We start from the raw sequence: 22,029 nt of genomic DNA on the forward strand, positions 1-22,029 counted from the left end.
CGTGGCGCCCTGCCCGGTCACGACCCGTGCTCCCGGACCCACGACTCCACGAAGGTCTCCTTCGGCGGGGTGGGCAGGTCGCGGCTGCGGGTCCAGCTGGAGACCGGCGGCGGCAGCGCGTTGGGCAACGTGGGCTTCCCGCGGGCGATCAGCCGGCCGAGCCGGGACGCCCGCTGGGCCAGGTGCCACAGCCGGGGGTGCGACATGACCTTCGCCAGGCCGCGGAAGGCGACCGCCTCCGCCGTCGGCCGTTCCTGCGCCTCGACGTGCTCGGCGCGCAGGTGCACCAGGATCGACGGGATGTCGATCGCCACCGGGCAGACGTCGTAGCAGGCGCCGCAGAGCGAGGAGGCGAACGGCAGGGAGGCGTTGTCCTCCACCCCGGTCAGCATCGGGGAGAGCACCGCACCGATCGGCCCCGGGTACACCGAGCCGTAGGAGTGCCCGCCGGCCCGCTCGTAGACCGGGCAGACGTTCAGGCAGGCCGAGCAGCGGATGCAGTGCAGCGCCTCGCGGCCCACCTCGTCGGCGAGGACCGCGGTGCGGCCGTTGTCCAGCAGCACCAGGTGGAACTCCTGCGGCCCGTCGCCGGGGGTCACGCCGGCCCAGGTCGAGGTGTAGGGGTTCATCCGCTCGCCGGTGGAGGAGCGCGGCAGCAGCTGCAGGAACACCTCGAGGTCGCGCCAGGTGGGCACCACCTTCTCGATGCCCATGACGGTGATCAGCGTCTCCGGCAGGGTCAGGCACATCCGCCCGTTGCCCTCGCTCTCCACCACGGTGAGCGTGCCGGTCTCGGCGACGGCGAAGTTCGCCCCGCTCACCGCCACCCGGGCGCGCAGGAACCGCTCCCGCAGGTGGGTGCGGGCGGCCATCGCCAGCTGCCGGGGGTCGTCGGTGAGGTCGGGGTCGACGCCGGGGATGGTGCGGGCGAAGATCTCCCGGATCTCGGCGCGGTTCTTGTGGATCGCCGGCACCAGGATGTGTGAGGGCTTGTCCTCCCCCAGCTGCACGATCAGCTCGGCCAGGTCGGTCTCGAAGACGTCGAGCCCGGCCGCCTCCAGCGCCTCGTTCAGGCCGATCTCCTGGGTGGCCATCGACTTGACCTTGACCACCTCGGACGTGCCGGTGGCCTGCACCAGCCGGGTGACGATCTCGTTGGCCTCGTTCGCGTCCCGGGCCCAGTGGACGACGCCGCCGCGTGCGGTGACCTGGCGCTCGAGCTCCTCCAGGTGGTCGTCGAGGCGGGCCATGGTGGCGGCCTTGAGCGCCCGGCCGGCCTCGCGCAGCTGCCCCCAGTCCGGCAGCTCGGCCACCACGCCGGCCCGCTTGCCGCGGATCGTGCTGGTGGCGTGGCCGAGGTTGGCCCGCAGCTGCCCGTCCCGCAGCGCGCCACGGGCGGCGTCCGGGAAGGACTGGTCGCCGCGCAGGTGGCCGACGCCGCGGGGGGCGGTGGGCAGGCCGAGGAACGTGGGCGCCTTCGGGGGCACGGTGGCGGTCATGCCGACACCGCCGGACGGGTCTGCTGATCGGGGGTCACGGCTTCCTCCGTCGAGGCGAGGATCTCGGCCAGGTGCACCGTGCGGGTGCCGGCCCGGAGCCGGGAGAGGCCGCCGCCGATGTGCATCAGGCAGGAGGCGTCCCCGGCGGTGCAGACCTCGGCGTGCGTGCCGAGGACGTTGGCCATCTTGTCGGTGAGCATCGCGGTGGAGGTGTCGGCGTTCTTCACCGCGAACGTGCCGCCGAACCCGCAGCACTGCTCGGCGCCGGGGAGCTCGACCAGCTCCAGCCCGCGCACCGCCCGCAGCAGCTGGTAGGGCCGGTCGCCCACCTTCAGCAGCCGCAGCGAGTGGCAGGTCGGGTGGTAGGTGACCCGGTGCGGGTAGTAGGCGCCGACGTCGGTCACCCCCAGCACGTCGACCAGGAACTGGGACAGCTCGTAGGTGCGCCCGGCCAGCTCCTCGGCCTCGTCGGCCAGCCGGTGCTCACCGGCCCGGCGGGCGACCTCGGCCTGCTGGTGGTGGATGGAGGCCACGCAGGACCCCGACGGCGCCACGATCGCCTCCGCGCCGGCGAAGGCGCGCACGTGGTTGGCGACGATCGGCACCGCTTCCCGGCGGTAGCCGGTGTTGACGTGCATCTGCCCGCAACAGGACTGACCCGGCGGCACGACGACCTCGTGCCCCAGCCGTTGCAGCAGCGTGGCGGTGGCCCGGGCCACCGAGGGGGTCAGGGTGTCCACCAGGCAGGTGGCGAAGAGCGCGACCTTCACGGGCGGCTCCTCCTCTCAGCTCGCGACGGTCGGGCGCGGGCGCCGGACCATGCTGGACTCGCGGACGACGAGCATCGGCTCGAAGACGGGTTGGTCGTGCTGGTGCCCCTCGGCCGCAGCCTCGTCCAGCAACAGCTCCGCCGCGCGGCGACCCAGTTCCTGGCGGGGCTTGCGGACCGAGGTCAGCGGGACGGCGGCGGCTGCGGCGTAGTCGATGTCGTCGTAGCCGACGATGGCGACGTCGTCGGGCACCCGGACCCCCTGGCGCACCATCTCCTGCAGCACGCCCATCGCCAGCAGGTCGTTGGCGCAGACCGCGGCGGTGGGGCGCAGGCCGGCGGGCAGTCCGAGGACGTGGGACGCCGCCTCGCGGCCACCGGCCACGGTCAGCGTGTCCGGGGTGATCACGGTGAGCGCGTCGTCGGAGCCGGTGCCCTCGCGGACGGCGGCGACGACCCCCCGGTAGCGCTCCTGCAGCTGGGGCAGGCCGCCCGGGCCGCCGATGAAGGCGATCCGGCGGTGCCCGCGCTCGAGCAGGTGGTCGGCGGCCAGCCGGCCGCCGAGGACGTCGTCGACGGCGACGGCGCACTGGTCGGGGCCGGGGGCACGGCGGTCGAGCAGCACGACCGGCACGCCGCGCTGCCGGAGCGTCTCGATCTGCGGGGACAGCTCCGCGGTCGGGGTGAGGACGACGCCCCGCACCCGCTGCTCGGTGAGCACGTCCAGGTGGGCGGCCTCCTTCTCCGGTCGGCCGTCGGAGTTGCAGAGGATCACCGACAGCCCCTGCGCGTTGGCCACCTCCTCGACCCCGCGGGCGACGTCGGTGAAGAACGGGTTGGCGATGTCCAGCACCACCAGCCCGATGGTGCGGCTGCGGCCGGCCCGGAGGTGGCGGGCCGACTCGTTGCGCACGAAGCCCAGCGCGGAGATGGCGCTCAGCACCCGTTCCCGGGTCCCGGGGCTGACCGTGTCGGGCCGGTTGAGCACGTTGCTGACCGTGCCGACCGAGACGCCGGCGTGGACGGCGACGTCCCGGATGCTGGCGGTCAGCGCTGCCCCCTCGGTTCCCGGTCGGCCCGTTGACCGCTCGCACGCAGCATCCTACTGTGGCGCACAGCACCTTGTGAATCGTTTCAGCGAGGAGGGCTCGTGCCCCGCGTCTGCTTCACCCTCCAGGTCCGGCCCGACCGGCTCGACGAGTACCGCGAGCGGCACGCCGCCGTCTGGCCGGAGATGCTTCGCGCACTCCGCGACGCCGGCTGGCGCGACTACCAGCTCTTCCTGCGCCCGGACGGGCTGCTCGTCGGCACCGTCGTCACCGACGACCTCGACGCCGCCCAGGCCGCCGTGGACACCGCCGAGGTGAGCGCCCGCTGGGAGGCCGAGATGGCCCCCTTCTTCGAGACCGGGGACGGCCGGGGCAAGTCCTCGCTCGACCTCGTCTTCGACCTCGACGCCCAGCTGCGGGCCGCCGGGGAGCACCCCACCACGAACGGAGAGACCCCGTGACCACCGACCTCCGCGCCAACGCCCTCGCCGCGTTGGCCGAGCAGACGATCGAGCTGCCCTCCTGGGCGTTCGGCAACGCCGGCACCCGCTTCAAGGTCTTCAGCACCCCCGGCGTCCCGCGCGACCCGTTCGAGAAGATCAGCGACGCCGCCCAGGTGCACCGGCACACCGGCGCCGCCCCCAGGGTCTCGCTGCACATCCCGTGGGACCTGGTCGACGACTTCGCCGAACTCGCCCAGCACGCCACCGACGAGGGCGTCTCCATCGGCGCGATCAACTCGAACCTGTTCCAGGCCGACGAGTACAAGCTCGGGTCGCTCACCCACGCCGACCCGGCGGTGCGGGCCAAGGCCGTGGCCCACCACGTGCAGTGCATCGACGTCATGCGGGCCACCGGCTCCACCGACCTGAAGATCTGGCTGCCGGACGGCACCAACTACCCGGGCCAGGACGACATCCGCGACCGGCAGGACCGGCTGGCCGAGTCGCTGCAGCAGATCTACGCCGAGCTCGACCCCGAGCACCGGCTGATCCTCGAGTACAAGTTCTACGAGCCGTACTTCTACACGATGGACATCCCCGACTGGGGCACCTCGCTGCTGCACTGCCTGGCCCTGGGCGAGCAGGCGAAGGTCGTGCTGGACACCGGCCACCACGCGCCGAACACCAACATCGAGTTCATCGTCGCCCAACTGCTGCGGGTGGGCCGGCTCGGGGCCTTCGACTTCAACTCCCGCTTCTACGGCGACGACGACCTGATCGTGGGCGCGGCCGACCCGTTCCAGCTGTTCCGGATCATGAACGAGATCGTCCGGGCCGACGCGCTCCGCCCGGACTCCGGCGTGAACTTCATGCTCGACCAGTGCCACAACATCGAGCCGAAGATCCCCGGTCAGATCCGCTCGGTGATGAACGTGCAGGAGGCCACCGCCAAGGCGCTGCTGGTCGATCGCGAGGCGCTGCGGGCCGCCCAGCAGTCCGGTGACGTGCTCGGCGCGAACGGCGCGCTGATGGACGCCTACAACACCGACGTCCGCCCGCTGCTCGCCGAGCTGCGCGAGTCGAAGGGCCTGGCCGGCGACCCCTACCGGGCCTACGCCGCCTCCGGGCACCAGGAGCAGATCGCCACCGAGCGCGTCGGAGGCCAGCAGGCCTCCTGGGGCGCCTGAGGAACTGGAGGACGACGAGATGACGAACCCCGTGGTCAGTGACCTGCTCGCCCGCAGCAACCGCCTCGGCGCGGACCCGCGGAACACCAACTACGCCGGTGGCAACACCTCCGCCGCCGGCACCGACACCGACCCGGTCACCGGGCAGCCGGTCGAGCTGCTCTGGGTGAAGGGCTCCGGCGGCGACCTCGGCACCCTCACCGAGCCCGGCCTGGCCGTGCTCCGGCTGGACCGGCTGCGCTCGCTGGTCGACGTCTACCCCGGGGTGGACCGCGAGGACGAGATGGTCGCCGCGTTCGACCACTGCGCGTTCGGCCGGGGCCGGGCGGCGCCGTCGATCGACACCGCCATGCACGGGCTGGTCCGCGCGGCGCACGTCGACCACCTGCACCCCGACTCCGGCATCGCCCTGGCCACCGCCGCGGACGGCGAGGCGCTGACGGCCGAGTGCTTCGGCGACCGCGTCGTGTGGGTGCCGTGGCGCCGTCCCGGGTTCCAGCTGGGGCTGGACATCGCCGAGATCGCCGAGAAGAACCCGCAGGCCATCGGTGCCGTCCTGGGCGGCCACGGCATCACCGCCTGGGCCGACACCAGCGAGCAGTGCGAGGCCAACTCGCTGGAGATCATCCGGACGGCGGAGCGGTTCCTCGCCGAGCGCGGCCGGCCGCAGCCCTTCGGTGCGCCGCTCCCCGGGTACGAGGCGCTGCCGGAGGCCGAGCGCCGGGTCAGGGCGGCTGCCCTCTTCCCGGTGGTCCGCGGGCTGGCGAGCACCGACAAGCCGCAGGTCGGGCACCTCACCGACTCCGACGTCGTGCTGGACTTCCTGGCGTCGGCCGAGCACCCGCGACTGGCGGCACTGGGCACCTCCTGCCCCGACCACTTCCTGCGCACCAAGGTGCGCCCGCTGGTGGTCGACCTGCCGGCGTCCGCCCCCGTGGAGGACGTCGTGGCCCGGCTCGAGGAGCTGCACGAGGCCTACCGCGCCGACTACGCGGCCTACTACGAGCGGCACGCGGGCCCGGACTCCCCCGCGATGCGCGGGGCGGACCCGGCGATCGTGCTGGTGCCCGGCGTCGGCATGTTCAGCTTCGGGGCGAACAAGCAGACCGCCCGGGTCGCCGGTGAGTTCTACGTCAACGCGATCAACGTGATGCGCGGCGCGGAGTCGGTCTCCACCTACGCGCCGATCGACGAGAGCGAGAAGTTCCGGATCGAGTACTGGGCGCTGGAGGAGGCCAAGCTCGCCCGGATGCCGAAGCCCAAGCCGCTGGCCACCCGGGTCGCGCTGGTCACCGGCGCGGCGAGCGGGATCGGCAAGGCGATCGCCCAGCGGCTGGCCGCCGAGGGCGCGTGCGTCGTCGTCGCCGACCTGGACCTGGCCAAGGCGACCGAGGCCGCGGCGGAGATCGGCTCGGCCGACGTCGCGGTGGGCGTGGCGGCCGACGTCAGCGACGCCGCGGCGGTGGCCGCGGCGTTCCGCTCGGCCGTGCTGGCCTTCGGCGGGGTCGACCTGGTCGTCAACAACGCCGGGCTGTCGATCTCCAAGCCGCTGCTGGAGACCACCGAGGCCGACTGGGACCTGCAGCACGACGTGATGGCCAAGGGATCGTTCCTGGTCTCCCGCGAGGCGGCCCGGATCATGATCGAGCAGGGGATGGGCGGCGACGTCGTCTACATCTCCAGCAAGAACGCGGTCTTCGCCGGCCCGAGCAACATCGCCTACTCCTCGACCAAGGCCGACCAGGCGCACCAGGTCCGACTGCTGGCCGCCGAGCTCGGTGAGCACCAGATCCGGGTGAACGGCATCAACCCCGACGGCGTCGTCCGCGGCTCGGGGATCTTCGCCGGGGGCTGGGGCGCCAAGCGGGCCGCGGTCTACGGCGTCCCGGAGGAGGAGCTGGGCCAGTTCTACGCCCAGCGCACCCTGCTCAAGCGCGAGGTGCTGCCCGAGCACGTCGCCGACGCCGTCTTCGCGCTGACCGGCGGCGAGCTCACCCGCACGACCGGGCTGCACGTCCCGGTCGACTCCGGCGTCGCCGCCGCCTTCCTCCGATGACCGACGACCACCAAAATGGCCATTTTGGTGGTCAGGGGGGTCGGGAGCTCACGCTCGCCGCTGTCGACCTGGGGGCCTCCAGTGGGCGGGTGATGGTGGGGCGGGTCGGCCCCGGGCGGTTGGAGCTGCACGAGGTCAACCGGTTCGCCAACCGGCCGGTCCGGGTCGCCGGCACGTTGCACTGGGACGTGCTTGCGCTCTACGCCGGGGTGCTCGACGGCCTGCGGGCCGCCGGGCGGGACGTCGGGGGACTGGACGGCGTCGGCATCGACAGCTGGGCGGTCGACGTCGGGCTGCTGGACGCCGACGGCGCGCTGCTGGGCAACCCGGTGCACTACCGGGACGCCCGGCACGCCACCGCCGTCCCCGAGGTGCACGAGCTGGTGCCACCGGCCGAGCTCTACCGGGTCAACGGCCTGCAGCACCTGCCGTTCAACACCGTCTTCCAGCTCGCCGCGATGCGCGGGACGGCGGCGTTCCGGACCGCCGACCGGGCGCTGCTGATCCCGGACCTGCTGGCGCACTGGCTGACCGGGGCGGTCGGCGCCGAGGTCACCAACGCCTCCACCACCGGCCTGCTGGACGCCACCAGCCGTCAGTGGGCGTGGGAGCTGATCGACCGCCTGGGCCTGCCGCGCCACCTCCTCCCACCGCTCACCCAGCCCGGCGACCGGCTGGGTGAGCTGACCGCCGACGTGCTCGCCGAGACCGGGCTGACCGGACCGGTCCCGGTGACCGCCGTCGGGTCGCACGACACCGCCTCGGCGGTGGTCGGGGTGCCGGCGGCGTCCGAGCGGTTCGCCTACGTCTCCTGCGGCACCTGGTCGCTGGTCGGTGTCGAACTCGACGCCCCGGTGCTCACCGAGGCCAGCCGGGAGGCCGGGTTCACCAACGAGCTCGGGGTGGACGGAACGGTCCGTCACCTGCGGAACGTGATGGGGCTGTGGCTGCTGCAGGAGTCGTTGCGCACCTGGCAGTCGGCCGGGCTGCCGGCCGACCTCACCGAACTGCTGCACGCCGCGGCCCGGGAGCCGGCCTTCGGCGCGGTCGTCGACAGCGACGACGAGCGCTTCCTGCCGCCCGGCGACATGCCGGCCCGGATCGCGGAGGTCTGCCGGGAGACCGGGCAGACGCCGCCGCAGAGCCAGGCCGCCACCGTGCGCTGCATCCTGGACAGCCTGGCGCTGGCCTACCGGCGCACGGTGCGCCAGGCGGCCGACCTCTCCGGGCGGTCCACGGACGTCGTCCACCTCGTCGGTGGCGGCGCTCGCAACACGCTGCTCTGCCAGCTCACCGCCGACGCCTGCGGGCTCCCGGTGCTCGCCGGGCCGGTGGAGGCGGCGGCGCTGGGCAACGTGCTGGTCCAGGCCCGCGCCGGGGGCGCGATCGGCGGCGGGCTGGCCGAGATGCGGACGCTGCTGCGGGCGACCCAGCAGGTCGTCCGGCACGACCCCCGCCCGTCCCAGGAGGCCGCCTGGCAGGCCGCGGAGGACCGGGTCCGGCACAGCCGCTGACCTGACAGGAGCCCGGCCCGGGGGAGCCGGGCTCCCGCGGTCAGCGCAGGAACGCCGCGGCCACCCCGGAGTCGACCGGGATGAGCAGGCCGGTGGTCACCGCGAGGGTGCCGTTGGTCAGCGCGAGGACGGCGCCGGCCACGTGCTCGGGGAGGACCTCCTCCTTGAGCACGGTGCGCTGGGCGTAGAACTTGCCCAGGTCCTCCTCCTCGACGCCGTAGGTCGCCGCCCGGGAGGCCCCCCAGCCGCCGGCGAAGATGCCCGAGCCGCGGACCACGCCGTCGGGGTTGATGCCGTTGACCCGGATGCCGTCCTCCCCCAGCTCGGTGGCCAGCAGCCGCACCAGGTGGGCCTGCGCGGCCTTGGCCGAGGAGTACGCCAGGTTGTTCGGCCCGGCGAACACCGCGTTCTTCGAGCAGATGTTGATCACGTCGCCACCCAGCCCCTGGCCGCGGAGCACCCGCGCCGCGGCCTGGGTGACCACGAAGCTGCCGCGGGTCATGACCGCGAACTGGGCGTCCCAGTCGCCGAGGGTGGTGTCCTCCAGCGACCCCGGCTTCACGAACCCGGCGTTGTTCACCACGATGTCGAGGCCGCCCAGCGCCAGCACCGCCTCCTGCACCGCGGCCGCAACCGCTGCTGGATCGGAGACGTCCATCTGCACCGCGACGGCCCGGTCCGGGCCACCGAGCTCGGTGGCGACCTCCTCACTGCGGGCCAGGTCCAGATCGGCGATGACGATGTCGGCGCCGTGCTCGTGCAGCAGCCGGGCGGTGGCCAGGCCGATGCCCGACGCACCACCGGTGACCAGCGCGACCCGGCCGGACAGCGCCTTCGGCTTGGGCCGGCGCTGGAGCTTGTCCTCCTCCAGCTGCCAGTACTCGACGGCGAACTTCTCCGCCTCGCTGATCGGGGCGTAGGAGGAGACGCCCTCGGCGCCGCGCATCACGTTGATCGCGTTGACGTAGTACTCCCCGGCCACCCGGGCGGTCTGGTGGTCGGCGCCGAAGGAGAACATGCCGACGCCGGGCACCAGCACGATCGCGGGGGCAGAACCGCGCATCGCCGGCGACTCCGGGCGCGCGTGCCGGGAGTAGTAGGCGCTGTACTCCGCCTGGTACTCCGCCAGCAGCTCGGCGAGCCGCGCGTCGACGTCGGCCAGCGGGGCGTCGACGGGGACGTCGAGCACCATCGGCCGGATCTTGGTGCGCAGGAAGTGGTCGGGGCAGGAGGTGCCCAGCGCGACCAGGTCGGCCAGCTTCTCCCGGGACAGGAAGTCCAGGACGACGTCGGAGTCGGTGAAGTGCCCGACCTGCCGGCTGCTCGCCGAGGCGACCCGGCGCAGCGACGGGAACAGCTCGGCCGCCCGGGCCCGCCGCTGCTCCTCGGGCAGCGCCACCCGGTCGGGCACCACGGCACCGAACGGCTCGGGCACCGACCGGCGGGTCAGGAACTCAGCCGCCTCGTCGATGATCCGCAGCGCCCGCTCCTGCGCCTCGTCGGACGTGGCGCCCCAGCTGGTCAGCCCGTGCCCGCCCAGCACGGCGCCGATCACCTGCGGGTCCTCCGCCAGCTCGGCGACCTGCCGGCCGAGCTCCCACCCGGGCCGCTTCCACGGCACCCAGGCGACGGCGCCGCCCCACAGCTCCTGCACCAGGGCCGGGCCGTCGGCCGCGCAGGCCAGCGCGGTCACCGAGTCCGGGTGCAGGTGGTCGACGTGTGGGCAGTCGACCAGGCCGTGCATCGGGGTGTCGATCGACGGGGTCGCCCCACCGGTGCCGAAGGCGGCGTGCGGGAAGAGGCCGACCATCTCGTCCTCGTGCTCGACACCGCGGTAGACGTCGTCCAGGGCCAGGAAGGGCTCGCGCCGCAGGACGGCGAGCCCCTCCGGTCGCAGGGTGCCCAGGTCGCCGCCGGAGCCCTTCACGTAGACCAGCTCGACGTCCTGGCCGGTGGCCGGGCTGGTGACCGTGACCGTCACCGAGGTGTTGCCGCCGCCGTAGTTGGTGACCGTCGGGTCGCTGCCGTACCGGTGAGACCGGGCGAGCAGCTCGCGGACGCCCTCGGGCAGGTCGGGCGCGCTCATGGGATGGGTTCTCCGTTCTGGCAGCTGCGCTGCCGCGGGGGCTGGTCGGGGGTGGTCAGGCCGCGCCGGAGGCGGGCAGGTGGTCGCGGCGGCGCAGCTCGGCGAGGAAGCGCTGGTAGCCCTCCTCCAGCTGCGGCACCTCGGCCGGGTCGGGGTCGACGACGAGGTCGGGGTGGACGGCGCGGTCGACGACCTCGGCCAGCAGGTCGCCCAGGTCACCGGCGCGGGTGGTCGCCGTCCAGCCGGTGGCGGCCAGGAGTGCGGCGCCGACGCCGCTGCTGGGGTCGCGGGGGCGGGCCACCGGGCGGGCCAGGGTGCTGGCGCGGACCTGCAGCCAGGGGAGGGAGCGGCTGCCGCCGCCGGCCACCCGGTGGTCGGTCGAGGCGACCCCCAGCTCGGCGAGCCGGTCCAGGCCGAGCCGCTCGACGAAGGCGACGCCGTCCAGCTCCGCGCGGTGGCGCTGGACCGGCGACGGGGGCGGACCCGGTGGCCGCCGGGGGTCGACCAGGAAGCCGACGGCGTCGGGGTCGGCGAAGGGGAAGCGCTCGCCGGTGCGCGGGGGCGGGGGCAGCGGGTAGGCGGTCAGCGGTGACGGGCCGTCGGCCAGGGCCGCCGCGTCCAGCCCGGGCAGGTCATCGGTCGCGGTGAGCACGCCGGCGCCGGAGTTCGAGGCGCCGCCGGGCCACCACCGGCCCCCGGGCGCGAGGTGGGAGTAGACGGGGCCGGCGTCGATCCGGTGGTCGCTGACGCCCTTGAGCACCAGGGTGGTGCCGAGGACGCCCATCGTCTGGCCCGGGCGCACCGCCCCGGCGGCGACCTGGGCGGTGCAGCCGTCGGTCATCCCGGCCACCACGAGCACCCCGGCGGGCAGCCCCAGCCCGGCGGCGACGTCGGGCAGCACGGTGCCGATCAGCGCGCCCGGGTGCACCAGGGCGGGCAGCGTCCCGGCCGGGACGCCGCCGTCGGCCAGCAGTGCCGGCCAGCGGGCGGCGGCGGGGTCGATGCCGGCCTTGAGGGCGTGGGAGGTGTCGCTGACGACCTCCCCGGTCAGTGCGGCGACCACGAGGTCGGCGCTGTGCAGGTAGCGCCGGCCCGGGGTCGGTGCCGTCTCCGGCTGGCCGGCGAGCCACAGCAGCCGGCCGATCGTGCCGGCCGAGCCGATGCGGGCGCCGGTGCGCTCGGCCAGCGCCGCGGTCAGCGCCCGGCCCCGGTCGTCGGAGTAGAGCAGCGCGGGGCCGACCGGCCGGCCGGCGGCGTCCGCGGCCACCACCGTGCCGGAGGTGCCGGTGACCGACAGCGCGCACACGGCGGCGGCCCGCGGGCCCAGGGCGGCCACGACCTCGGCCGTCGACCGCAGCGCGGCCGCGGCGTGGTCGGGACGCTGCTCGACCCAGCCGGGCCGCGGGGTCTCCGGCGCGGGCAGCGGGGTGTCGGCCGTGGCCAGCACCTGGCCGGTGCCGGCGTCCACGGCGACCACCCGCACCGCGGCGGTGGCCAGGTCGACGCCGAGGACGATCGGGTCGGTGCCCACGGTCAGACCGCCGTGCCCGTCAGCAGCCGGGCCGCCAGGCCGTCCAGGCTGCGGACCGCGAGGTCCGGCTCGGCCAGCTGCTCTCGCGTCGGCTCGTCGGGGGCCTCGCCGCGCAGCACCCAGACGGTGCCCAGGCCCAGCGCGGCGGCGGGCCGGACGTCGGTGTCCAGCCGGTTGCCGATGTGCACGGCCTGCTCCGGGCGGGCGCCGGCCCGGGTCAGGCACCAGGTGAACAGCTCGGGGCTGGGCTTCTCGTGCCCGACGATGGCCGAGACGCCCCAGACGTCGACGGAGTCGGCCACCCCGTCCCGGGTGAGCGCGTCGACGACGGCGCGCTCCTGGTTGGCCAGCACGCCGACGGTCACGCGGCCGCGCAGCTGGGCCAGGAACGGCAGCACGTCGGCGTACAGGGTGCCCGCGGGGTGGTGCCAGTGCGCCCGGGTCCGCTCGTGCAGGGCGTCGCGCAGCCCCGGGTCGCCGAGCAGCTCGGTGGCCAGGGCCCGGCGCAGCGACCCGCCCTGCTCGGCCCGGATCCGGTCGTAGACGGCGCGGAAGGCGCTGCGGTCGACCGGGTCGTGGCCCTGGTCGGCGCGCAGCTCGTCGAGGGCGACCAGCACGGCCGCGACGAAGTTCTCGTCGTCGTAGACGGGCCCGCCGACGTCCAGGAAGACCGCCTTCAGGTCCTGCGGGAGGGTCATCGGGGGCCGCCGGCCAGCGTGCGGCGCCGCTCCTCGATGTCGGCGCGGGCGAAGAAGGACTCCACCGACGCGGCCGGGAGCGGCACCACCCCGCCCATGGCGTAGGCCGCCGAGCGCACCTGCGCGCCCTTGACGGCCATCTGCGAGACGCCCTCGATGCCGGCGGCGCTGGGCGCGTTGACCACGATCCCGTGGTTGCCCAGCAGCACCAGCTGCGGCAGCTCGCCGTGGGTCTCCCAGTGCCGGGTGAGGCCCTCGAGGTAGACCCGGCCGAGCTCGACGCCCGGCTGGGCGTACGGCACGAACAGCGGCCGGCCGATGACGACGGCCTCGTCGGAGTAGACGTAGGTGTCGTACGCGGTGGCGGCGTGCACGCTGGCCAGCAGGGCCACCACCGCCGTGGGGTGGGTGTGGCCGACGAACGGCGTGGGCGTGAACGCCTGGGCGGCCACGTGCACCAGCGTCTCGATGGAGGCCCGCCGGCGCCGGCCCTCGTGCTCCCCGGCGTCCAGCGCCGCGGTGAGGTCGGCCTGGGTGCTCCGCGGGTCGCGGATCAGCTCGACCAGCGGGTCGACGTCCACGACGACGAAGTCCGCTGCGTCGACGTCCCGCATGCCCGAGCCGGAGGCCTTCACGACCACCCGGCCGTCGTCGAGCAGCTGGGAGGTGTTGCCCTCGGCGAGGATCGCCAGGTCCCGGCCCGGCTCGCCCAGGGCCCGGGTGAGCTGCACGAGCTCGGTGCTGACCAGGGTCGGGTCCCAGGTGGCGGTCATGATGTTCCTCCGTAGCGTCGGTTCGAGAAGCCGTTCAGCAGGGCGGCGAAGATGAGCACGACGCCGAGGGCGAAGAGCTGGAGCTGGCTGCCGGCGTTGCCCGGGACGGCCAGCAGGATCCCGGCGTTCAGCCAGACGATCAGCAGCGTGGCCAGCACCACGCCGGCGACCCGGCCGATGCCGCCGGTGATGGCGACCCCGCCGAGGACGGCGATGGTGATGGCCGGCAGCGCCATGCCGTTGCCGGCCACCCCGGAGTCGGGGCGGGCGGAGGCGAACTGCGCGACGGTGACCACCGCGACCAGGCCGGAGATGGCGCCCGCGGCGACGTAGGCGGTGAACCGGGTGCGGGCGACGTTGATGCCGGTCCACTCGGCGGCGACGTCGTTGGTGCCGATCGCGTACAGCCGTCGCCCGTAGGTGGTGCGCGCCAGGACGAGCCACACCACCAGGGCGGTCGGGATCAGGAAGGTGAACACCCCCAGCGGGATGCGCGGGAACGCGTCGGGCAGGAAGGGCAGGGAGACCGCCGAGGCGGTGGAGTACAGGTCCTGGACCGGCTGGCTGTTGATCGGTCGCTGGTCGTTGACCACGAGGGCCAGCGAGCTGAAGCCGTAGTAGGTGGCCAGCGTGGTGATCAGGGCGGGGAAGCCGAGGTAGGCGATCAGGCCGCCGTTGACCGCCCCGCACAGGCCACCGAAGACGACGGCGAGCACCAGGGCCGCGGGCAGCGACCACCCCCACTCGCCGTAGGCGAAGCCGAAGACCATGCCGGTCAGCGAGACGATCGCCCCGACCGAGAGGTCGATCCCGCCGCGGCCGGAGGTGATCACCAGGAGCTCGGCGAGCCCGAGCATCACCAGGGGCACGGCGTTGATCAGCGTCGCCGCCAGGTAGGAGGTGCTGTACGGCGCGCTCAGGTAGTTGTTGGCGCTGAGCTGGCTCATGGTGATCAGCACGGTGGCCAGCAGCAGCACCAGCAGGGCGATCCGCTGGGTGAGCAGGATGCGCAGCACCTTGCCGGGCAGGCTCTCCCCGCGGCCGGCGACCTCTGCGGCGGTGCTGCCGGAGTCCGCGGCGGGCTCTGTTCCGGGCGTGGTCTGGGTGCTCACGAGGCCCTCCGGGTGCGCTGGCGGATCAGGTCGGCGCCGACGGCGATGAGGATGAAGAGGCCGACGAAGAGGTCGGACAGCTGCGAGCGCCAGCCGAGCTGGGTGACGCCGGTGGCCACCGTCTGCACCAGCAGCGCACCGAGCACGGTGCCCAGCACCGAGCCGCGGCCGCCGATGATCGAGGTCCCGCCGATCACGACGGCGGCGATGACGGCGAGCTCCAGCCCGGATCCGACGTTCGCCGCCAGGCTCGAGGTGCCCTGGGCGAGCACGAAGCAGGAGGCGAGTCCGGCGAGCAGCCCGGTGACGACGTAGGCCATCAGCACCCGGGTGCGCACCGAGATCCCGGCCAGCCGGGCGGCCTGGGAGTCACCGCCGATCGCGTAGAAGTGCCGCCCGCCGGCGGTGTGCCGCAGGTACCACCAGGCCAGTGCGGCGATCACCAGCATGATCACGAAGCTGTGCGGGATGCCGAGCGTGCGCCCGGCTTCGCCGCGGCCGAAGAAGTTCAGCGTGCGGGGGATGCCCTCGACGGTGGAGGAGCCGAAGACCTGCAGCCCGATGAACCGGAAGAGGTTCAGCGTGCCGAAGGTGATGATGATCGCGTGCACCCGGCCGTAGGCGATCAGCACGCCGTTGACCAGGCCGAGGACGCCGCCGATGGCGACGGCCAGCAGCACCGCCAGCGGCAGCGGGAGCCCGCTGCCGACCATCGTCTGGGCGACGATCACCGAGCAGACCATCACGATGCTGCCCACCGACACGTCGATGCCGCCGGTGATGATCACGATCGTCATGCCCACGCCGATCAGCGCGATCGGCGTCATCCCGACCAGCAGCGGGACGATCGAACCCGAGGTGAAGAACGCCGGGGTGGCCAGGCTCAGCGCCAGCCACAGCAGGGCGATGACGACGATGAGCACCATCTCCTGCCCGGTGACCGGGGACGGGAGGAGGCGCTGCCTGCCCCCGTCCTGCGGCGCGACAGCGGCCGGCTCGCCGTCCGGCCGTCCGGCGGGGGTGAGGATCGAGCTGCTCATGCCGTGACCTCCTGCTCGTCCTCGGCGCCGGCCGCGGCGGCCAGCACGTCGACCTGGGTGGCGCCCGGGCCGAACTCGGTCGTGGTGGTGCCGGCTCGGACGACCTGCAGGCGGTCGGCGATCCGGATCGCCTCGGCGAGGTCGGAGGTGACGATCAGCACGGCGGTCCCCTCGTCGGCGAGCTGGGTGATGATCCGGTGGATCTCCTCCTTGGCCCCCACGTCCACGCCCTGGGTGGGCTCGGCGAGCACCAGGACCCGGGGCCGGTCGACCAGCTGGCGTGCCAGCACGACCTTCTGCGCGTTGCCGCCGGAGAGGGCGGACACTGCCTGCCGCTCGTGCGGCGTCTTGACCGACAACCGGCTGATCATCGACCGGGCGACCTCGCGTTCGCGGCGCCGGTCGACCCAGACCCGCAGCCGGGACAGCAGTGGCAGGTGGCCGGCGGAGATGTTGAACGAGATGGGCTGGAAGCTGAACAGCCCCTGCTCCTTGCGGTTGGCCGGGAGCAGGGCGATGCCGAGGTCCTTCGCCTCCCGCGGTGAGCGCGGCCGCACGGGTTCCCCGTCGACGAGGATCGTCCCGGCGGTCGCCCGGGCCATCCCGTAGACGGTGGCGCCGATCTCGGCCACCCCGGAGCCGATCAGGCCGTAGAGGGCGACGATCTCGCCGGGCCGGATGCTGACGTCGACGTCGTGGAACTGCCCGGCCAGCCCGAGGCCGCGCAGCTCCAGCCGCGGGTCTCCCGGGGGGACGGCGCGGTCGGGGCGGGCGTCGTCCAGGATGCCGCCGACCATCAGCTCGACGATCTGGCGGACGTCGAGGTCGGCGATCGGGTGGGTGCCGATGGTCTGCCCGTCCCGCATGACGGTGACCTCGTCGGCGATGACGAACAGCTCGTCGAGGCGGTGCGAGATGTAGATGATCGAGACGCCGGCGGCGGTCAGCCGGCGCACCACGCTGAACAGGACCTCGACCTCGCGGTCGGTCAGGATGGCGGACGGCTCGTCCAGGATCAGCACCTTGGCGTCACCGGCCAGCGCCTTGGCGATCGAGACCTGCTGCTGCTCGGCGATGGAGAGCCCGCCGACGGTGGCGGTGGCGTACCGGGCAGGGAGGCCGAGCAGGTCGAGCAGCTCGACGACCTTGGCGTTCTGGGCGGCCCAGTCGACCCGGCCGCCGCGGGTGAGCTCGCGGCCGGTGAAGACGTTCTCGGACACGGTCAGCTCGGCGAACAGCTGGGGTTCCTGGTAGACGGTCGCGATCCCGAGGGCCATCGCGTCGTGCGTCGAGGTGATGGAGACCGGTGCGCCGTCGAAGGTGATCGTCCCGGCGTCGGCGGTCTCGGCGCCCGAGAGGATCTTGATCAGGGTGGACTTGCCGGCGCCGTTCTCCCCGACCAGGGCGTGCACCGTGCCGGGCTGGACGGCCATGTCGGCGTGCCGGATGGCCCGGACCGCGCCGAAGCGCTTCGAGACGCCGGACACCGAGAGGCGGGCGGGCCTGGCCCGGTCCGTGCTCGGGGTGCTGGGCTGGGGGGTGGTCATGACCTTCCGGCCTCCACGATCGAGGTGGGTGTGGCGGTGAGGGGTGCTGCGGGCGGGCCGGTGGGCCGGCCCGCCCGCAGCGGTGGCTCAGTAGTCGAAGTCGCCGACGTTCTCGGTGGTCAGGACCAGCGGCGGGCCGAGCAGCAGGGTCTGGGTCGCCTCGTCGTACTCGACCGCGGACAGGTCGGGGTTGACGTCGTTGGTGGCCTCGAACTCGGTGCCCTCGGCCAGCTGCATGCCGGCCCAGACGGTCAGGTAGCCCAGCGCCTCGACGTCCCACAGCACGCTGGAGGAGGCCGAGCCGTCCTCCAGGTACGGGGCGATCGAGTTGGGGGTCCCGAGGCCGACGGTGGAGACCTGGCCGATCCGGCCGGCGTCCCGGACCGCCTGGGCGACGCCCGGTGCCGACGAGGTGCACTCGCCGACCAGCCCGGTCAGCGTCGGGTCGGAGTTCATCAGGTCGGTGGCCATCTGGGTGGCTGCAGCCTGGTCCTCACCGGCGTAGACGACCTCGGTGATCTCGGCATCGGGGTACTCCGAGGCGGTGTACTCGCGCTGGACCTCGATCCAGCTGTTCAGGTTCTCCGCCGTCTCGCCGCAGGACACGATGGCGTAGCGGCCCTGCCCGCCCATGGCCTCCATGATCTGGTCGGTCAGGGTCTGGCCGATGCCCTCGGTGGAGGCCTGGCTGACGAAGACCTCGCGGACCGAGTTCGGGGCGTCGGTGTCGGTGGTGCCCACCGCGATGCCGGCGTCGGCGGCCTCCTGCAGCAGGGGGGCCATGGAGTCGGGGTCGTTGGGCGCGACGAAGAGGACGTCGACGTCCTGCTGGATGAAGGAACGGACGATGTCTGCCTGCGCAGCGGCGTCCGCCTCGACCGGCCCCTGGTAGAGCCACTCGCAGCCCAGTTCCTCGCAGGCGGCCTCGCCGCCGGCGTTCATCGCCTCGAAGTAGGGGATGCCCTGCAGCTTCGGGACGAAGGCGATCGTGGGCATGTCGTCCCCACCACCGGATCCGCCGCCGCTGCCGCCGGCGGACCCGCCGCTGCCCTCGCCACACCCGGCAAGGGTGAGGGCCATCCCGACACCGACCACGGCGACCGTGGCCCTGTTACGCCTTGCGCTCATCTTCACTCCATCGTGATGCGGGGGATTCCCCGCGGTGAGCCCGCCGCTCGGGAGAGCGGCGGGGACCGGGCACCTGCCCGGGAGTCCGTGTTCCTTCGTGGGGTGGATCAGCCGCCGCGGAGGCCGCGGGCCTGGTCGTCGGCGGTCATCAGCTGACGCAGCCGGGCCGCGGCGTCGTCCCACGCGGAGGACGACCGTGGCTCGTACGTGCGCAGCCGGCCCGAGGCGGCGACGACCCGGCGGAGGTCGGCCAGGTCGGCGAGCTCCCCCAGGGCGATCAGCTGCACGCCGGCGTTGCCCAGCGCGGTGGCCTCGACGGGCCCGCAGTGCACGGGCAGGCCGGTCGCGTCGGCCGTCGCCTGGGCCAGCAGGGCGTTCTGCGAGCCGCCCCCGGTGACGTTGATCGAGGTCGCCGGGTCCCCGGTCGCCGCCACCAGGTCCTCCGCCGTGGCCCGGTAGGTGAGGGCCAGGCTGTCGATCACGCAGCGGACGACCGCGCCGACCGTCTCCGGCACCGGGTCACCGTGCCGCGCGCAGTAGGCGCGCAGCCGGCTGGGCATGTCGCCCGGGGCCAGGAAGTCGGTGGCGTTGGGGTTCACGATGCTGCGCAGCGGCGGCTCGGCGGTGGCCAGCTCGACCAGGTCGGTGTAGCTGAGGTCGGCCCCCTCGCGTGCCCACTGCCGGCGGCACTCCTGCAGGAGCCACAGCCCCATCACGTTGCGCAGCAGCCGGACGGTGCCGGCGTAGCCGCCCTCGTTGGTGAGGTTGGCGGCCGACGTCGCCGGTGTCACCAGGGCGTCGTCCCGCTCGACCCCCATCAGGGACCAGGTGCCCGAGGAGATGAACAGCCCACCGGGGCCGCCGAACGGGGTGCCGACCACCGCCGCCGCCGTGTCGTGGCCGGTCGGGACGACGACCCGGGTGCCGGCCAGTGGCCCCGCGCCGAGCGGGCCGACCACGGGGCCGACGTCGGTGCCCGGCGCCACGACCTCCGGCAGCAGGTGGGTGGGGACCTGGAGGGCGTCGAGCAGCCCGGTCGCCCAGGTGCCGGTCGCGGTGTCGTACATGCCGGAGGTGGAGGCGGCGGTGTGCTCGGTGGCGCGGAGCCCGGAGAGCCGGTGGTGGAAGAGGTCCGGGACCATCAGCAGCGTCGCCGCTCCGGCCAGCCGGTCGGTGTGGTGGGCGTCGTCCAGCAGGGCGAAGACCCCGTTGATCTCCATGGTCTGGCAGCCGGTGGCGGCGTAGAGGGCCTCCTGCCCGACCATGCCGATGGCCTCGGCCATCGCCCGGACCTGCCGGGGGTCGCGGTAGCAGGTCGGCTCGTCCAGCAGCGTGCCGTCGGCGCGCAGCAGGCCGTAGTCCACGCCCCAGGTGTCCACGCCGACCGAGGCGATCGGCCGGTCCCGCCCGAGTGCGGCCAGCTGCTCCTCGACGTGTCCCCACAACCGCTCGAACTCCCAGCGGAGCACCCCGTCCACCGGGCGGGCCCCGTTGGGGAACCGGCCGACGACGTCGAGGTCCAGCCGCTGTCCGTCGAAGGTGGCCGCGACGACCCGACCGCTCTCGGCGCCCAGGTCGACGGCGGCGACGGTCTGGCCGGTGCCCGGCCGGCCGCTCACGGCCGACGCTCCATCGCCACGGCGTGCACGGGGACGCCGGCGGCCGTGATCGCGGCGGCCTGGGCCGGGTCCACGCCGTCATCGGTGTAGACGGCGGTCAGCCGGCCGATCGGCACGCACGGGTGGATGGAGAAGCCGCCGAACTTCGCGGAGTCGACGAGCCCGTAGACCTCGGCGCAGGCATCGGCCAGGTAGCGCTTGGCCTGGGCCTCCTCGTTCGCCAGGTCCAGCAGCCCGTGTTCGACGGAGATCCCGTGGCCGCCCAGGAAGCCGCGGTCGATCCGGCCGCGGCCGGCCAGCACGTCGCCGACCAGCCCGACCAGCGAGCGGGCGGAGCGGCGGACGACGCCGCCGGGGAGCAGCACGTTCGCGTCGGTGCGCTCGGACAGCAGGGTGGCCGTGGGCAGGCTGTTGGTCACGACGACGAGCCCGCGCCGGTCGAGCAGCTGCTGGGCCAGGTAGTGACAGGTGCTGGAGGAGTCGAGGGCGATCACGTCGCCGTCGCGGACCAGCGGGGCGACCGCGTCGGCGATCGCCTCCTTCTCGGCCCGCCGGTGCCGCAGCCGGCTCTCGAACGAGCCCTCGTCGGAGACCGCGGCCGGGACCGCCCCACCGCGCACCCGGCGCAGCACCGACCGCTGCTCCAGCGCCTCGAGGTCCTTGCGGATGGTGACCGTCGACACGCCCAGCTGGTCGGCCAGGCTGGCCACGAGCACCCGGCCGTGGCTGTCGAGCTGCTCGAGGATCGCCCGGGAACGGGCGAACTCGTCGAGTGCGGTCACGGGTCGTTCCTTCCTCGGCGTCAGCGGCGAGTGGGTGGTTCGTTGTGATGCAGGCCGCAAAGCTAAGGAGAACGAAACTGAACGTCAACAAGTGAAGCTCGTCCGAAACCGTGATCGCGTCGAACGAAAGCAGGCGAGCACGGCGGTGCACGATCATGTCGGGTCCGGCCGTCGGGGTCGGCCCCGGGAGAGGCCGACCGTCAGCCGCCGAGGATCGGCTCGTACACCTCCTGGGTGCGGTCGAGCAGCTCCTGGAACTCCTCTGCGCCCTGGAACTCCTCCGGCACGTACTCCTCGCCGATCTGCTGCACGACCGCCGGGTCCTCCGAGGCCGTCCGCAGCGCCTCCTCCAGCTCGGTGACGATCTCCTCGGGCAGCTCACCGGGCCCGATCAGGCCGAACGTCGACCCGGACAGCGTCAGCTCCGGGAAGCCGGACTCGGCCAGGGTGGGGGTGTCCGGCAGCCAGGGCAGCGGCTCGGCGGAGGAGACCGCCAGCGGCCGGAACTGGCCGGCGTCGATGTTGCTGGTGACGTCGGAGGAGGCGTTGATCAGCACCGCGTCGACGTTGCCGCCGAGCAGGGCGGTGGTCATCTCGGCGTTGCCGTTGAACGGCACGGCGGTGACCTCGACGTCGTACTCGTCGGCCAGCCGTTGCAGCTCGATCGCCTGCGGTGTGGAGGCGCCCGGGGTGCCCACGTTCAGCGTGCCGGGCTGCTCCTGCGCCGCGGTGAAGAAGTCCTCGGCGGTGGAGTACGGGGAGTCGGCGCCCACGGCGAGCACCGACGGCACCTCGGTCATCACCCCGATCGGCGTCACGTCGTCCTTGGTGTAGCCGACCTCGTTGGCCAGCGGCGTGACCACCAGCGTGCCGGCGGTGGCCAGGGAGAGGGTGTGGCCGTCGGGGTCGGCGCCGATCAGCTCCTGGGTGGCGAGCGCACCTGAGCCGCCGGGCAGGTTCTCCACCACCACGGTCTGCCCCAGCTGCTCCTCCAGGGAGGCGCCGTAGGCGCGGGCGGCCAGGTCCGTGGGCCCGCCGGCCCCGTACGGCACGAGCAGTCGGATCTCCTCGGTCGGGTACTCGGCGGCCGCGTCGGCCGATCCGGACGTCGTCTCCTCCGCCCCGCCGCAGGCGGCCAGCAGGCCGAGGGTGGCGCAGGCGGTGAGGGCGCGGGCGGTGCGGGACAGGGGCATCGT

18 protein-coding genes are annotated in these 22,029 nt (G+C 73.8%); 4 read left to right on the forward strand and 14 right to left on the reverse strand.

Translation table 11 applies throughout. The features are described 5' to 3' along the window. Positions 1–17 precede the first annotated feature (17 nt). The 3 genes from O2V61_RS10800 to O2V61_RS10810 are packed head-to-tail and all read right to left on the reverse strand — an operon-like array spanning position 18 to position 3,319. Entirely contained in the window at positions 18–1,499 is a 1,482-nt protein-coding gene (locus O2V61_RS10800) for a LutB/LldF family L-lactate oxidation iron-sulfur protein (protein WP_269183310.1), read from the reverse strand. Beyond that, positions 1,496–2,269 (reverse strand): (Fe-S)-binding protein, encoded by a 774-nt coding sequence (locus O2V61_RS10805; protein WP_269183311.1) that lies wholly within the window; start codon positions 2,267–2,269, stop codon positions 1,496–1,498. Before O2V61_RS10805 ends, O2V61_RS10800 begins: the two co-directional genes overlap by 4 nt. A 15-nt stretch (positions 2,270–2,284) precedes the next feature. Next, positions 2,285–3,319, reverse strand: coding sequence for a LacI family DNA-binding transcriptional regulator (locus O2V61_RS10810; protein ID WP_269184264.1), 1,035 nt, complete (start codon positions 3,317–3,319; stop codon positions 2,285–2,287). 99 nt (positions 3,320–3,418) lie between these two features. On the opposite strand from O2V61_RS10810, the gene O2V61_RS10815 reads away from it, so the two are divergent. From O2V61_RS10815 to O2V61_RS10830, 4 genes are read left to right on the forward strand one after another with little or no spacing between them, the layout of a single operon-like run. After that, positions 3,419–3,778 (forward strand): L-rhamnose mutarotase, encoded by a 360-nt coding sequence (locus O2V61_RS10815; protein WP_269183312.1) that lies wholly within the window; start codon positions 3,419–3,421, stop codon positions 3,776–3,778. Then, positions 3,775–4,947 carry an L-rhamnose isomerase gene (gene rhaI / locus O2V61_RS10820; protein ID WP_269183313.1) on the forward strand — a complete coding sequence of 391 codons (1,173 nt, stop codon included), beginning with the start codon at positions 3,775–3,777 and terminating at the stop codon, positions 4,945–4,947. Before O2V61_RS10815 ends, rhaI begins: the two co-directional genes overlap by 4 nt. Before the next feature lie 19 nt (positions 4,948–4,966). Further along, on the forward strand, positions 4,967–7,003 hold the full coding sequence (locus O2V61_RS10825; RefSeq protein WP_269183314.1) for a bifunctional aldolase/short-chain dehydrogenase: 2,037 nt from the start codon (positions 4,967–4,969) through the stop codon (positions 7,001–7,003). Next, positions 7,000–8,517, forward strand: a complete 1,518-nt coding sequence (locus tag O2V61_RS10830) for a rhamnulokinase (RefSeq protein ID WP_269183315.1) — start codon at positions 7,000–7,002, stop codon at positions 8,515–8,517. Before O2V61_RS10825 ends, O2V61_RS10830 begins: the two co-directional genes overlap by 4 nt. A 40-nt stretch (positions 8,518–8,557) precedes the next feature. Here O2V61_RS10830 and rhaD read toward each other — a convergent pair whose 3' ends face one another. The 11 genes from rhaD to O2V61_RS10885 form a co-directional block, all read right to left on the reverse strand. Further along, the gene (gene rhaD / locus O2V61_RS10835; protein ID WP_269183316.1) at positions 8,558–10,603 is read right to left on the reverse strand and encodes a bifunctional rhamnulose-1-phosphate aldolase/short-chain dehydrogenase; all 2,046 of its coding nucleotides are present in this window, start codon (positions 10,601–10,603) and stop codon (positions 8,558–8,560) included. A 55-nt stretch (positions 10,604–10,658) separates the two neighbouring features. After that, the gene (locus O2V61_RS10840; protein ID WP_269183317.1) at positions 10,659–12,134 is read right to left on the reverse strand and encodes an FGGY-family carbohydrate kinase; all 1,476 of its coding nucleotides are present in this window, start codon (positions 12,132–12,134) and stop codon (positions 10,659–10,661) included. A 2-nt stretch (positions 12,135–12,136) separates the two neighbouring features. Beyond that, a complete protein-coding gene (locus O2V61_RS10845; protein WP_269183318.1) occupies positions 12,137–12,832 on the reverse strand; it encodes an HAD family hydrolase in 696 nt (231 codons plus the stop codon). Continuing rightward, on the reverse strand, positions 12,829–13,605 hold the full coding sequence (locus tag O2V61_RS10850; protein WP_269183319.1) for a class II aldolase/adducin family protein: 777 nt from the start codon (positions 13,603–13,605) through the stop codon (positions 12,829–12,831). Before O2V61_RS10850 ends, O2V61_RS10845 begins: the two co-directional genes overlap by 4 nt. Beyond that, positions 13,602–14,717: an ABC transporter permease gene (locus O2V61_RS10855; protein WP_269183320.1), complete on the reverse strand. Its 1,116-nt coding sequence runs from the start codon at positions 14,715–14,717 to the stop codon at positions 13,602–13,604. Before O2V61_RS10855 ends, O2V61_RS10850 begins: the two co-directional genes overlap by 4 nt. Further along, positions 14,714–15,757: an ABC transporter permease gene (locus tag O2V61_RS10860; RefSeq protein ID WP_269170035.1), complete on the reverse strand. Its 1,044-nt coding sequence runs from the start codon at positions 15,755–15,757 to the stop codon at positions 14,714–14,716. The genes O2V61_RS10855 and O2V61_RS10860 overlap by 4 nt, the downstream gene beginning before the upstream one ends. Continuing rightward, positions 15,754–17,304: a sugar ABC transporter ATP-binding protein gene (locus O2V61_RS10865; protein WP_269183321.1), complete on the reverse strand. Its 1,551-nt coding sequence runs from the start codon at positions 17,302–17,304 to the stop codon at positions 15,754–15,756. Before O2V61_RS10865 ends, O2V61_RS10860 begins: the two co-directional genes overlap by 4 nt. Positions 17,305–17,391: 87 nt before the next feature. Continuing rightward, the gene (locus tag O2V61_RS10870) at positions 17,392–18,432 is read right to left on the reverse strand and encodes an autoinducer 2 ABC transporter substrate-binding protein (RefSeq protein ID WP_269183322.1); all 1,041 of its coding nucleotides are present in this window, start codon (positions 18,430–18,432) and stop codon (positions 17,392–17,394) included. A gap of 107 nt (positions 18,433–18,539) precedes the next feature. Continuing rightward, on the reverse strand, positions 18,540–20,051 hold the full coding sequence (locus O2V61_RS10875) for a rhamnulokinase (RefSeq protein WP_269183323.1): 1,512 nt from the start codon (positions 20,049–20,051) through the stop codon (positions 18,540–18,542). Continuing rightward, positions 20,048–20,833 carry a DeoR/GlpR family DNA-binding transcription regulator gene (locus O2V61_RS10880; RefSeq protein WP_269183324.1) on the reverse strand — a complete coding sequence of 262 codons (786 nt, stop codon included), beginning with the start codon at positions 20,831–20,833 and terminating at the stop codon, positions 20,048–20,050. Before O2V61_RS10880 ends, O2V61_RS10875 begins: the two co-directional genes overlap by 4 nt. Positions 20,834–21,033: 200 nt before the next feature. After that, on the reverse strand, positions 21,034–22,026 hold the full coding sequence (locus O2V61_RS10885) for a Bug family tripartite tricarboxylate transporter substrate binding protein (protein ID WP_269183325.1): 993 nt from the start codon (positions 22,024–22,026) through the stop codon (positions 21,034–21,036). Between the last annotated feature and the right edge of the window lie 3 nt (positions 22,027–22,029).

Origin of the sequence: Modestobacter sp. VKM Ac-2985 (assembly GCF_026967925.1) — a bacterium.
Taxonomy (GTDB): domain Bacteria; phylum Actinomycetota; class Actinomycetes; order Mycobacteriales; family Geodermatophilaceae; genus Modestobacter.